Consider the following 12439-nt stretch of genomic DNA (forward strand, 5'->3'; position numbering starts at 1 on the left):
ATGGCTGTTGAGGCGATCACAAGGGACAGGACCGCGGATGGCACGGTCGCGGAGCGGAGGCTGACCGTGCTGATCGCGCTTGGGGATGCGGCGTATGCCGAGCACCTGTCCTCGGCGCTCGCTGCGAGCGGGGATCTGCTGCCGGTCACGGCCGGCAGGAGCGGTGGCGGCGAGCGAGCGGATGTCGCTGTCGTCGACGAGGAGAGCCTGCAAGGCCGGACCATCGGCCCCGTCATACCTCGGGTTTTGCTCTCCCGGCGGACCGGCCACGAACCTCGGGCCGACAACCTTTTCGCCGTTCTGCCGACGGCGGCCGACGATCTGTTGATCGCCGCGGCTGTCCGGCTTGCCGCGGCAGGTTACAGGATTTCGGGCGGGGCCCGACGCGTACCTGGCCGGCATGATGATGATTTCGCCTTCCACGACGGCGACCCGCTGGACGAGGAGCCGGTCGACGATGGAAGTGCCAGGCCGGCGCTTTCGCCGCGCGAGAGCGAGGTGCTGGCGCTGCTGGCCGAGGGCGCGCCCAACAAGGTGATCGCGCGCCGGCTGAATATTTCCGTACACACGGCGAAATTCCATGTCGCGGCGATCCTGATCAAGCTCGGTGCTGCCAACCGCACCGATGCGATCGCCATCGCCATGCGGCAGGGCCTGGTGCTCGTCTGACCTAAACGGCCGGTTCGATATCGGTCAGCCGGAAATCGTCACCCTTGAACAGCAGCGGCATGGCTTCGAGCCGGGCCGTGGCATAGGCAATGCAGTCGCCGAAGTTCAGCGCAGCCGGATGCCTGCCCTTGCCATAGCGCAGGAAAGCCTGACGGGCGACCGCGGCGTGGTCAGCGGTGAAGGCGATCGTTTCGACCGAGGCCACGCGCAGGAAGGAGTCGAGGCGATCAAGAATTTCATCCTGCCAGCCGCCGGCGAGCACCATCGTCGTTTCAAGCAACGTTGGTGCCGCCAGCAGCCGCCTTTTGGCCTGCGCGATAGCCAGCACGAAACGCTCGTAGTCAGGCTCAGCGCGCAGAATGGCGACGAGGGCCGAGGAATCGATGATCATTTCGTCGGGATACCGAACTCGTCGTAACCGAGGACTTCGTCGCCGGTCATTGCATTTTCGCGTTTGGGGATTTTTCCCGCACTGTCGGAAATCGCCATCAGTCGCTGAAACAGGTCGCTGGTGTCGTCGCGGGGCACCAACCGCTCGCGCGCGACCTCACGCTCGAGGCTCTGGCGGATGGCTTCCGTCACCGACACGCGACGACGACGGGCGAGTTCCCGCGCCAGTTGCTCAACTTCCATGTTCTTGATCGACAGAGCCATTCTATAGTCTACCTATTTATATAGAGTATATATCAAGCATACCGCCAGTTCAACGAGTTTTTTGCCGTGTCATCCACGCTGCCTCCGCAGCGACACCGTGGCTTTGAACGGCAGGCTCTTGTGTCCGCGGGCGGGCGAGGGCAAGGATCAGGCAAAGAGGTCGGCACAGGGAGGCGGAGGAAAAATGTCGCTCAAGGGAAAGACGCTGTTCATCTCCGGCGGGTCGCGTGGCATCGGCCTGGCGATCGCGCTGCGCGCCGCGCGCGACGGCGCCAATGTGACGATCGCCGCCAAGACCGCCGAGCCGCATCCGAAGCTGCCCGGCACGATCTATACGGCGGCGCAAGAGATCGAGCGGGCCGGCGGCAAGGCGCTGCCGGTGCTGTGCGACATACGCGAAGAAGGGCAGGTTGCCGAGGCGGTCGCCAGGACGGTCGAGACGTTCGGCGGCATCGACATCTGCGTCAACAATGCCAGCGCCATCCAGCTCACCGGCACGCTGGAAACCGACATGAAGCGCTACGATCTGATGCATCAGATCAACACGCGCGGCACCTTCCTGGTTTCCAAAATGTGCATACCCCACCTGAAGTTGGCCAAGAATGCTCACATTTTGAATCTGGCGCCGCCGCTCGACATGAAGGCCAAGTGGTTCAAGAACCACGTCGCCTATACGATGGCCAAGTTCGGCATGTCGATGTGCACGCTGGGCATGAGCGCGGAGTTTGCCAAGGACGGTATCGCGGTGAATTCGCTGTGGCCGATCTCTACCATCGACACGGCGGCGGTGCGCAATCTTCTCGGTGGCGCGACGGTCGCGGCGATGAGCCGTTCGCCCGACATCATGGCTGACGCAGCGCATGCGATCTTCATGCGGCCATCGCGTGAGGCGACCGGCAATTTCTACATCGATGAGGAGGTGCTGCGCGCCGAAGGCGTCAGCGATTTTTCAATCTATGCGCCCGACGCGACTGGTCCGCTCGCCGGCGACTTCTTCGTGCCGGACGAGGTGTTTGCCCGGACGGATACCAACATCAAGAGTATTTATTGACACTGGACGCTGCCTCTCTCACTCCTCGGCCTTCTTGTCCTTGCCCAGGCCCATCAGGCGGTCGATATAGGCGAGCATGAACGCCGAGAGAACGAAAGCCAGGTGGATGATGGTCAGCCACATCAACTGGGCGGTCGTGTAGGAGACCGAGTTCAGGAACACCTGCAAAAGGTGGATGGAGGAGATTGCGACGATGGTCGAGGCGACCTTGACCTTCAGCGAGCCGACATCGATCGTGCCCAGCCAGTGCACCTTGCCGTCATTCTCATCGAAACGGCTGACAAAGTTCTCGTAGCCGGAGATGATGACCATCACCACCAGCGAGGCGACGAGAGCGGCATCGATGAGGCCGAGCATCTTCAGGATGGTATCGGTGTCGCCGAGCATGAGCGCCGTCGAAGCGAATTCGAACAGCTTCTTGCCGAAGGACACCGCGTAGATGGCGAGCGCCAGGCCCAGCCCGATGTAGAAGACGACGAGCAGCCAGCGCGAGGCGAGAATGATCGATTCGATGGCGAGTTCAAGACGTTTCATGAAATGCTTCCGGCTAAGCTCTTTTGATCTTGCTTGGGTCGTATTTCTGCCAGGCTGGCGCCGCTTGCAAGGTCTGCCGCTCAAAAGAAAAACCCCGCCGGAGAGGGCCGGCGGGGCTCATGTGTCCCGCTGGAGTCGGGACAGGGCAGGGAAGCCCTGTTTGGAATCTGGGGTGGGCGACCACGCGATTCAATGATCTCCTTCGAATCGCGGGGTCACATCTTGGTGGTCGATCCATCCCGACAAGATCGGGATGGATCAAGATGATGGTCAGTTGGCGCTGGCGACCGGCGCCACCAGCGAGGTGATGCGGCGGATGGCGACGCGACGGTTCTCGCGGTTGGGCCCCGATGTGTCGACCTTGAGATATTCCTCGCCGTAGCCTTGCGTCGTCAGGTTCTCCGGCGGAATGCCGAAAGCGTTGCTCAAGGCTTCGGCGACCGCTTCGGCGCGCTGGTCGGACAAAGCAAGGTTGGCTTCCGGCCTGCCGACGGCATCGGTATGGCCTTCGATCAGGAAGGTTTCCGCCGGGTTCTTGGCTAGCAGCTTCTCCATGGCGGTGGCGACCCCCTCCAGCTTCTGCACTTCCGTGTCCGAGATCGACGCCGAACCGAATTCGAAGTTCAGCGTGTCGAGGTCGACGCGGCGGGCAATGTCGCGCACGCGGGCCGAGCGCTTGACCTCGTCGATCGAGTAGAGGCGCTGGACCCTCTCGACCGGCGGTTGTTCGAGGAAGGTGTAATAGTCATCCGGGTCCTCCACCTCCTCGGAGTCCAGAATGTACTCTTCGCGCGGAATGGTGAGCCGCATCGGCGGCAGGTCGTCGCCGGGATCGCGCCAGTCGCCATCATCGTCATAGTTCCGCTCGTCGACATAGCTCAGCACATATTCGCGTCCGTCAGGGGCGATGCGTGAACGCTGGATGACGTCACCATAGCGGTTGCGGATGGTGACGATCCGGACGCCATTGTCGCGCTCGACGATTTCGCGCCTGCGATCACCCGACAGATCCTCATAATAGACGTTCCTGGCGCCGCGATGCATGCGCGGAGCATCATTGCTCTCGACGATCGTCTGGTTGTTGAACTGGAGGATAACGCGATCGCCGAGTTGCCTGAGGACGTTGACGCCTTGCGGGCGCGGACGACGACGAACATCTTTATCGTCGGGTGCACGCTCGACGCGCTTGCCCTTTTCCTCCGTAACCGGAACGATCTTCTCGGGCTTGATCTCCTGCTGGGCCGACCTGTCGTCAGTGGGCGGCGGTCCCTGGTCGACCGGAGCCGACTTCGGGGCTTGCACCTGATCGCCATTCTGCTGGACGGGTTGGCCACCCTCTTGCATGTTGTCATTCTGGCCACCTGCGTTCTGGCCGCCCTCAGCTTGGCCGCCACGATCCTTGCCGCCCCTGCGCTTGCGCTGGACATCCTTCTGGCTGTCCAGAATGGGGGCGGCGTTCGGATCGGTCTGGGCCTCGCTCTGGGCCGGAGTCTCGCCCTGGGCCGGTTGTTCGCCGGTCACTGGCTGCTGGCCATTCGCGGGTTGTTCAGCCGTCGACGGCTGTTCTCCAGTGGCCGGCTGCTCGCCTGTCACCGGCTGTTCGCCGACCGGCTTCTTGCCTCGTTTTTTCCTGTCCTGGGGCTGTTCGCCCTTCTCCTGTTCGGTTTGGGTGGGCGCCGCCTGCTGCTCGGGCTGAAGCGGTTCGGCCTGAGGAACCGGCTCGCCCGCGGGTGCTTCCTTCTTGGCCGGCGCCTGTTCGGCGGGTGCTGCCTCGATCTGCTGGTCCTGCTTCTTCTTACGCGGAGTGGCCTGCTCGTTGTCGTTTGCCGGTGCAGGCTGTTCGGCGGGGGCCGATTCGGTTTGCTGCTGCCGGTCGCGCTTCTTCCTGCGTGGCTGCTGCTCGTCGATTGCGGGGGCGGCCTGTTCGGCAGGTGCCGATTCGGTTTGCTGCTGCCGGTCGCGCTTCTTCCTGCGCGGCTGCTGCTCGTCGATTGCCGGGGCGGCTTGTTCGGCAGGCGCCGCCTCGATCTGCTGCTGGTCGCGCTTCTTCCTGCGCGGCTGTTGCTCGTCGATTGCCGGGGCGGCCTGTTCAGCAGGTGCCGATTCAGTTTGCTGCTGCTGATCGCGCCTCTTCCTGCGTGGCTGCTGCTCGTCGTTTGCGGGGGCAGCCCGTTCAGCAGGGGCCGATTCGGTTTGCTGTTGCTGATCGCGCTTCCTGCGCGGCTTCTGCTCCGGCTCTCCCTGCTGCGCGCAGGCCTCGCCTTCGGCGCAATTCGACTGCGCAAGGATGATCGGTGCTGCGGTTTGCTGCGAGGGGCCGAACGTGGCGCTGCCTTGCAGCGGGGACGCGCCCAACGGCGCGGATGCCATCAACAGGCCGAGTGCCGTGCCTGCCAGTATCCGTGGTTGGCGTTTCATCTGAAATCTCCTTGTGGCGTCCCATCCCGGCCCAAACTGTCGTCAACCGGATTGGTTCCGGTTTGCCGGCATTAACGGCGGCGAAGGGCGGTTGGCCGGCATTTTGAAGGCGAATTCGTGTTTTTCGTATGGTGCAAGGTCGCAATTCAGGTCGTTGCCACGCTTGACCTTGCGGCCGGCGGGGGCCACATCCCAACGATGGAAAAGCCGTTCTGGAAATCCAAGGCGCTCGAGGCGATGAGCCCGGCCGAGTGGGAGTCGCTTTGCGACGGCTGCGGCAAGTGTTGCCTGTCGAAACTGGAAGACGAGGACACCGGCGAGATCTATTGGACGAGTGTCGGCTGCCGGCTATTCAACGCCGACACCTGCCGTTGCTCGGACTATGCCAACCGGCTGGCGCGCGTCCCGGACTGCGTCGGGCTGACGCCGCAGAATGTGCGCACCATCACCTGGCTGCCGAGAACCTGTGCCTACCGGCTGGTCGCCGAGGGGCAAGACCTCTACTGGTGGCACAGGCTGGTGTCGGGAAGTGCCGAGACGGTGCATGAGGCCGGCATCTCGATCCGTGGCCGGGTTAGCGCCAGCGAGACCGAGCTCGCCGAGCCCGACGACTATTTCGAGCATATGCTGGACGACGAGCCCTAAAGCGGGTTGCGTTTGAACGGATTCATGCGATGCGCTTCAAAATCTTGCTTTTGTGCATGTTGTTAATGCGAACCGCTGCGCACGCTCGGATCAAGCCCGTGGGCATGCTTTTGCGTGACATGCTGTAGGGACGAGCCTTTCAGCCAGTCCGGAACCGACTGTGCGGCCGGGCGTTTTCGTCCAGATTTAGAGTCGGTGACAGGCTGAGTAAACTGCCGGTAATTTGTTGTTGTGCCTCTCTGATTGCCACATGAACCGGAAATGAACGGCTGGTTCGTAAAAAGTTCAGATACGCAAGCGCATTCTTCGCTCATCGGTTCGATCAAGACTTATCGGTTCGATTAAGACGGGCGGAAGCCCTCAACAAGGAGAGAAGACAATGTTCAACACGATCAAGACGGCGACTCTTTCGGCCCTTATCGGCCTCGGCACGCTTGCCGCGGTCCCCGCTCATGCGGACAGTATCTATCTCGGTTTCGGCAACGACAACGATCCCCGCGTCGGCGTTTATTCCGGGGACGACGGCTACCGCCGCGAGTACCGCCGCGATCGCGACTGGCGTCGGTCCTGCTCGCCGGAGCGCGCCGTCAACAAGGCGGAGCGCATGGGCTTGCGCCGTGCTCGCCTCATCGACATCAACCGCCGCACGGTCAAGGTTGCGGGCCGCCAGTATGGCGACCGCGTGGTGGTCGTGTTCGCCAACGAGCGTGGCTGCCCGATTCTTCGTCGCTAGGCGTTCAGGCAGGTTGCCCGGCGGCCGGCAGCGGCCGGGGAACTTCAGCGAAGATCAGCCCCTTTCCGCCAGGACGGAAGGGTGCGGCTCAAACAAGAACCCGGAGGACCTGTCCTCCGGGTTCTGTCTTACGCGACGACAATCGCAATCAGGCCGTTCAGGCGCTGATCACTTCAACTCGAATGTGACAGTGACCTGCACGGTGTAGGAATTCTCACCGGCCTGCACCGGAACCGATCCCCCTTGCACGTCGAAGGCCTTGGCGTTGATCGGCATCGGCGGCGGCGGGACGTTCTGGTCGGTGATTTCAAGAACCCGGCCGATGCTCACGCCTGCAGCCTCGGCCAGCGTCCTGGCCTTGTCCATGGCGTCGGCGACTGCCTTCTTGCGGGCCTCGGTAACCGTGACTGCCGGGTTGTCATTGGTGAAGGTGATGCCGCCACCCTGATTGACGCCGAGCGAAACCGCCTTGTCCAGGATCTCGCCTGTCTTGTCAACGTCGCGCACGCGCACCGACAGCGTGTTGGTGACCTGATAGGCGATGAGTTCGGCCTCCTGGCTGCCGTCCGGCTTGTTGGTGTAGTTGTAGCGCGGGTTGATCTGAATGCCCGCGGTCTGCAGGTCGCGGTCCTTGATGCCGGAGGATTTCATCGCGGCGATCACGGCGGCCATGGCGTCGTTGTTGGCGTCGAGCGCGGCGCGCGCGGTCTTGGCTTCGCGCATGACGCTGAGCGTGAGCAATGCCAGGTCGGGGGCCACCGTCGCCTGGCCCTCGCCTGAGACAACGATGCGGGGCGGTGGTTGCGTGTCGGCAGCGCCGGCCACCGCCGGAAAAGCGATCGCGGCGGCGAGCGCCAGGGGCAAAAGATGTCTGGTCATGAAAACTCCTCGGTCTGCGATCCAGTCGCTTTCGTCACTACCGCATCGGCCCGAAAATCGGAATCGATTCTCGGAAAGCACGATGTGTCGATTCAAAGCGCTAGAGCGTACTTACTCGTCCAATTGGGCGCACGTGGCTCTAGTGCGCGAATATGGGCTGATTTGGGCAATCTCGGCTACCCCCATCCGGAAAGCCTTGTGCGGCTCGGGGAAAAACATTAATCCAGCCGCGTGTGGGGCCTGTAGCTCAATGGTTAGAGCCGGCGGCTCATAACCGCTTGGTTGGGGGTTCGAGTCCCTCCGGGCCCACCATAACCATTGATTTTATTAGGGAAAATTGGCCCTTGCCCACGCCCTGCCCACGCTTTGCCCACGGCACAGCAACTGGCAACAAAGACGCCCGAAGGGCGCGTTCAGCAGTCGCTGCGAGATTCCGTCTCAGCGCACCACCTTTAAGTTCGCCCGCCGCTTCATCTGATCGCGCTTTTCCTCGCGCTGGTTGATAGCCATCGCGATATCAACCGCAATCCGCTTTTTATTGGCCTCGCGCACGTACTCATCCGTCACCGTCATGGAGGAATGCCCCATGGCGTCCATGATGGCCCGGGCCTGGATGTTGCATTCGGCGAGGTAGGTTCCGAAGGTACGACGCAGACCATGGAGCGTATAGCCGTCAGGAATGCCAGCCTGCCGTGCCCAATGCTGCATCATGCCTGTCAGGCTCTTTTCTGAAAACGGGTTGCCATACCCGTTCTTCAAGACGGTTCCCCCCTTCGACCGGTCAAGCGGATCCAGCGCTGCCGCCAGCTTGTCCACCACAGGGATAAACATCGCACGTCCGCCATGACGGTTTCGATTCTTCTTCTGTCGGAAGGCGAACGCCTCGATCAATGCCAAGGAACCGTCGAATAGTTCGATCTCCTCGCTCACGAGATCGTCCCATTCAAGGCCAGCGATGTCGCCTCGTCGGTTGCCGAGCCAGAAACCGAGCGCATAGCACGTCCGAGCCGGCGTACCGATCGGATGCCGCTCTTCATACTTTTCTCGGATCGCAATTGGCCAAGCCGGGTTCTTGGTCGATTTGGGCACGCGTACGCGGATTGACAGCGAAGGATCATCCTGCGGCTTTATCCATTTCTCGACTTGAATTGCCACCCACAGCAGTTTTTTGATCGCGACGAGAAGGTGCTTGGCGACCGTCCGGTTGGCAAGAAAGATGCCCTCGATTATCGCGCGCAGACGATCGGCATCGAGATGTTCCACCGGGGTATCGCGCCACGTCAGTGGATAGTCAGGATCGACCTGCATCTCAAGGAATCGCTCAATGAGCCGCAGGTTCTTCCGCTGCGTTGCCTCGTCGAAGTCCAGCCATTCCATGGTAGTTTCGAGTCGCCGTGCTGCATGCCCAAAAGTACGCGGCAAGGCGCGCCCCGGCATTTTGACAATTTCCGCGCTGCCAGCGCGACCTTCAACGGCACGTCGGTAGGCGATCTCAAACGCTCCGTCGCCGGGCTGGCCGGGTAAGGTTATTTGTCGAGCATGGCGATTAGCTCGGAAGCGCCAGTACTCCTTGCCATTGACCAGGCGCGAAGAAGCTCCAGGGTAGTCAGGATGTTTGGCCATTGAATTACTCTCCGCGCTGCAAGTCCTCGCGTAGGGGCTTCTGCAACAAGTCCTCACTTTTCATGGCAACGCGCAGCAGGACTGGATATGGAAAACCTCTGCCTTGTTCTATACCTTCAAAGGTGCGCTTCGGTATTCCCAGCACCTTGGCCGCGGCTTCGGCAGTGAATCCTTCCTTGGCCCGCCATGCTTTCACGTCTTGCGCAAGTTTCTCATTCTCGTTCACGTCATCCCTTCCGCGCCGGTTATCATCATACTACGCCTGCAGCGCATACGCAACCAGCGTAGTTGCTATCTTTATTCTACGTCCCGTTTGCTTCGTTGCAACAGCTCTTGAAGGCCGCTGTCTTTGTCCGGTAACGAGGTGAAAGCGATATCCAGGGCTACGCGATCCCAGACAGCGCGGCTGTTGATGCGCTTAGGCTTCGGCATGCGCCCATCGGCAACCATCTCGTCAAAAAGCGTCGATCCGACACCGATGTAACGAGCTGCTTCCTCACGAGATAGCCCTCGTGGGGCATACGAGATCGCGTCACTCTTCATGGACGCTGCCTCGGTCCTGATATTTCCGGGCGTGGTGGTATCGAAGCACAAAGCCACATCCTAGTTGCCATTTCGTAGCGAGGAGATCGTGTGGGCTAAAATACGAAGAGCCTCGTTAAGCGGAAGCGGCCTGACTAGTTCGTTCGGCGTAAACTGGCAGCAACGTGTGAACGGGGACATTCCGGCAGGAGAGCAATCGGTGGGGCAAGTTGGCGGACGGGCTTTCCTGAGCTGGCGATCAGTGAGCCACTACTCAGATGTCGCGTTCGGGGCCGTTGCCGGCCTGGCGGGTTTCGGCTGGGATTTGCGATAAGCTGCCATTCTGCAGGCGACCTCATTGCGGTCATTCGCCGCCAAATTCGAGAACCAAGATAGCGGCCGCCCGTTAACGTCACGCTTGGCCAACTTCTCTTGACAACTCCTTGGGGCGGAGCGTCTCTCATGGGGATGCGCGACTTATCAGCCGCTGCTCCAGCACAGATTCCCCTGCTGAGCGAAAATTTTTCGCAAGCCCAGCTTCTTTTTCGATTTAAGCTTCGACGCCTTGAACCTGCTTTGTGGCCTACTGCGGAAGGGCCAAGCCCAGGTCGGAGTATATCGGCCCGAGTTCCTCATCGGTCAGTAAACCGGGCGAGGTGGCGATGCTCGGAAAATTGCCCACCACGAAGTAGAGCAACAAGATCGAGGGCAAGGCGAATACGGTCTGGTCCTCTCGCCGGCCCTTGATGCGCTCCATGATGAAATCCTTGGTGTTCAGCCAAAGGAGGATGTCTTCGATTGAGCTCTCGCCGGCCAGTGGGAGGTACGCGTCGATCAGCTCACCGTCGAGAGTGGTGACAGTCGCGTTCACGCCGATCTTGTCTCGGTAGTATACGGACAAGGCGTCGATCAGTGCCTTGACGCTCTTGACCGATGCGTCGATGAGGTTGCCGACTTGGCGGAAGTAGTCGTCGGTCGCTTCGATCAACGCCATCGCCTTTGCCGCAGCCCGCATCATCTCAGGCGTCGATTTTACGCTCGGCTTGTAGATTGTGTCGTGGGTGACTTCGCTGAAGGCATGCTGCAGCAGCGTGCGGACCTGGATCTCGCACGGAATGTCCAGCGGCATAGGGACGCCCTCGAAAACGACCCCCGCTTTTGCGCGAACCACGTAGTGGACCGACTGGTACCCGAACTCCCAAGGCTTGCGGGCTCGCTCCTCAGCGAAGTCCCGCGCCTTTTCCCAGAACCAGTATCTGTCGCCGAATTCGGTGATCGCCTTCTCGACGATGGGTATTTCGTCGGAAGTGAGCACGACGAAGCGGATGCCCACCTTGTCCTCGATGTCGTCATACGGGCTTGCGTAGCCCTTGCCGCGATAGAGTGCCTTCTGGATAAGTGACTTGCTCTCCTTCAGCCTATGCTTAACCGGAAGGCGCAAGAACAGGTCCGGCGCCTCCACTTGGGTTGAGAGCCCGTCGATGACCGTGTGGATGATGAACCTGCCCCACGCATCGTAGTACTGCTGCTCCGCCTCCCAGCGTCGCAGGATCTCGAACTCGGTCGTCATAACTGTTCGGTGACTGGCCTGCGGACCGTGATCCTGGTCCAGCTTGCAGCCTCCCCTTCGGAAATATCGCCTGGCGGCACATCCTCGATTGTCACGGTGCCGTTCCGTATCGCGTCCGGGGACGCCGAGAACTCAATGTCTGGACCGAACTTGTACTTCCGGCGCCGCAGCCTACCACCCATCTCGCTGATGTCCCGAACCACGGCTCTATTGGTCGGGAATTTCTTGGCTTCGAGGAACTTGTTGAACGGGTCGCGCAATTCGGGTGGCAGATACGTATCGCCGAACTGTTGCGAGGTGAACGTGGGTGCCTGATCTACCTTGACGAAGGCGAACAGCGCGTCGCCCAGGTCCCTTTGGAGATCTCGGTCATTTACCGATGTTCGAACGAATTCCTTCGTGAGGTCGAAGAACTTCGCGGTTTCGTATTTCCCGCTCTCAGGAAAGGCGCAGCCAAGAAAGCCATCATAGAAATATACGGCCGCGTTCTCTCGGCGGGCGGCGGTGATATTGCTGTCGAATACAAAGCATCGCCAACTTGTGCTCGCCGTGACACCGACATCTTCGGAGATGAACATAGCAAGCTTGTAAAGCCTCGTGGCTGGCGTCAGGAAGATGTTCTCGAGGAATTCGGTCACAACTTTTGCCGCAGCCAGTCGGCGTTGAAAGCCGGACTGCATCTCCGCTTTAATTACCCCTACGAAGGGCTTTCCGTCGCCACCGACTTTCCCATCGAAGACTAGAAGCATTCCTCCGGGGATCCCTCGTGATTTCTGTGCGTCAGCGAGGGCATCGGCCATGTGATTGGAGATGTTGGGGAAATCGGTGTCGGTTGCGAGAACAAGACGTCGAGCCGTTCCAACTACGCTCGCGTCATCGGTCTTCACTATCTGCATCTCTATGCTCTTGGACTGTGCGGAGAGCGCGTCGGTGATACGCATCCCAAAATGACTGAGAGCCTTGGCATCCAATATTTCGAGCTCCTTGCCGTAGGATGGCGGCACTACATTGGGCCCGTCTTTCCTCTGGAATACCTCGTGCATAACGACTCGGCCGATAGAAAGATTCTCTACAAGCAAAACTCAATCCCCACTTCGAAAATATTGGAGAATGTTATTCTGAGCGGGTTAAGGAAGGATAA

At 60.6% G+C, this 12439-nt stretch carries 14 protein-coding genes and 1 tRNA gene; 5 read left to right on the top strand and 10 right to left on the bottom strand.

The genetic code is table 11. The features are described from left to right. A complete protein-coding gene (locus tag AC0L2H_RS23470; RefSeq protein ID WP_473592428.1) occupies positions 1 to 669 on the top strand; it encodes a helix-turn-helix transcriptional regulator in 669 nt (222 codons plus the stop codon). Between the two features lies 1 nt (position 670). On the opposite strand, the gene AC0L2H_RS23475 is transcribed toward AC0L2H_RS23470, so the two are convergent. Continuing rightward, on the bottom strand, positions 671 to 1060 hold the full coding sequence (locus AC0L2H_RS23475) for a type II toxin-antitoxin system VapC family toxin (protein ID WP_473592429.1): 390 nt from the start codon (positions 1058 to 1060) through the stop codon (positions 671 to 673). Beyond that, positions 1057 to 1323 carry a type II toxin-antitoxin system VapB family antitoxin gene (locus AC0L2H_RS23480; protein ID WP_473592430.1) on the bottom strand — a complete coding sequence of 89 codons (267 nt, stop codon included), beginning with the start codon at positions 1321 to 1323 and terminating at the stop codon, positions 1057 to 1059. The genes AC0L2H_RS23475 and AC0L2H_RS23480 overlap by 4 nt, the downstream gene beginning before the upstream one ends. Before the next feature lie 184 nt (positions 1324 to 1507). Between AC0L2H_RS23480 and AC0L2H_RS23485 the strand changes: the two genes are divergently transcribed. After that, positions 1508 to 2374 (top strand): SDR family oxidoreductase, encoded by an 867-nt coding sequence (locus AC0L2H_RS23485; protein ID WP_473592431.1) that lies wholly within the window; start codon positions 1508 to 1510, stop codon positions 2372 to 2374. Positions 2375 to 2392: 18 nt separating this feature from the next. Here AC0L2H_RS23485 and AC0L2H_RS23490 read toward each other — a convergent pair whose 3' ends face one another. Together AC0L2H_RS23490 and AC0L2H_RS23495 are read right to left on the bottom strand one after the other, a co-directional pair. After that, the gene (locus tag AC0L2H_RS23490) at positions 2393 to 2908 is read right to left on the bottom strand and encodes a TIGR00645 family protein (protein ID WP_107652428.1); all 516 of its coding nucleotides are present in this window, start codon (positions 2906 to 2908) and stop codon (positions 2393 to 2395) included. A gap of 270 nt (positions 2909 to 3178) precedes the next feature. Beyond that, positions 3179 to 5326, bottom strand: coding sequence for an OmpA family protein (locus AC0L2H_RS23495; protein WP_473592433.1), 2148 nt, complete (start codon positions 5324 to 5326; stop codon positions 3179 to 3181). Positions 5327 to 5524: 198 nt separating this feature from the next. Between AC0L2H_RS23495 and AC0L2H_RS23500 the strand changes: the two genes are divergently transcribed. Both AC0L2H_RS23500 and AC0L2H_RS23505 read left to right on the top strand, forming a co-directional pair. Continuing rightward, the gene (locus tag AC0L2H_RS23500) at positions 5525 to 5971 is read left to right on the top strand and encodes a YcgN family cysteine cluster protein (protein WP_473592657.1); all 447 of its coding nucleotides are present in this window, start codon (positions 5525 to 5527) and stop codon (positions 5969 to 5971) included. A 379-nt stretch (positions 5972 to 6350) separates the two neighbouring features. Further along, on the top strand, positions 6351 to 6704 hold the full coding sequence (locus AC0L2H_RS23505; protein ID WP_473592434.1) for a hypothetical protein: 354 nt from the start codon (positions 6351 to 6353) through the stop codon (positions 6702 to 6704). A gap of 168 nt (positions 6705 to 6872) precedes the next feature. Here the strand turns inward: AC0L2H_RS23505 and AC0L2H_RS23510 are convergent, their stop codons facing one another. Further along, positions 6873 to 7583: an SIMPL domain-containing protein gene (locus AC0L2H_RS23510; protein WP_473592436.1), complete on the bottom strand. Its 711-nt coding sequence runs from the start codon at positions 7581 to 7583 to the stop codon at positions 6873 to 6875. Positions 7584 to 7819: 236 nt separating this feature from the next. Here AC0L2H_RS23510 and AC0L2H_RS23515 point away from each other — a divergent pair. Next, positions 7820 to 7895 (top strand) — tRNA-Ile (locus tag AC0L2H_RS23515). 126 nt (positions 7896 to 8021) lie between these two features. Here AC0L2H_RS23515 and AC0L2H_RS23520 read toward each other — a convergent pair. From AC0L2H_RS23520 to AC0L2H_RS23540, 5 genes are all read right to left on the bottom strand, one after another. Continuing rightward, complete coding sequence (locus AC0L2H_RS23520; RefSeq protein WP_027047252.1) at positions 8022 to 9206, bottom strand: tyrosine-type recombinase/integrase; 1185 nt, start codon at positions 9204 to 9206, stop codon at positions 8022 to 8024. A gap of 4 nt (positions 9207 to 9210) precedes the next feature. After that, complete coding sequence (locus AC0L2H_RS23525; RefSeq protein WP_019860430.1) at positions 9211 to 9432, bottom strand: helix-turn-helix domain-containing protein; 222 nt, start codon at positions 9430 to 9432, stop codon at positions 9211 to 9213. Positions 9433 to 9503: 71 nt separating this feature from the next. Next, complete coding sequence (locus AC0L2H_RS23530) at positions 9504 to 9749, bottom strand: helix-turn-helix transcriptional regulator (protein WP_027047251.1); 246 nt, start codon at positions 9747 to 9749, stop codon at positions 9504 to 9506. A gap of 562 nt (positions 9750 to 10311) precedes the next feature. Next, positions 10312 to 11298 carry a GTP pyrophosphokinase gene (locus AC0L2H_RS23535; RefSeq protein ID WP_019860428.1) on the bottom strand — a complete coding sequence of 329 codons (987 nt, stop codon included), beginning with the start codon at positions 11296 to 11298 and terminating at the stop codon, positions 10312 to 10314. Next, a complete protein-coding gene (locus AC0L2H_RS23540) occupies positions 11295 to 12377 on the bottom strand; it encodes a nucleoid-associated protein (RefSeq protein ID WP_155249133.1) in 1083 nt (360 codons plus the stop codon). The genes AC0L2H_RS23535 and AC0L2H_RS23540 overlap by 4 nt, the downstream gene beginning before the upstream one ends. Positions 12378 to 12439 lie beyond the last annotated feature (62 nt).

Source organism: Mesorhizobium sp. WSM4871 (assembly GCF_055811295.1).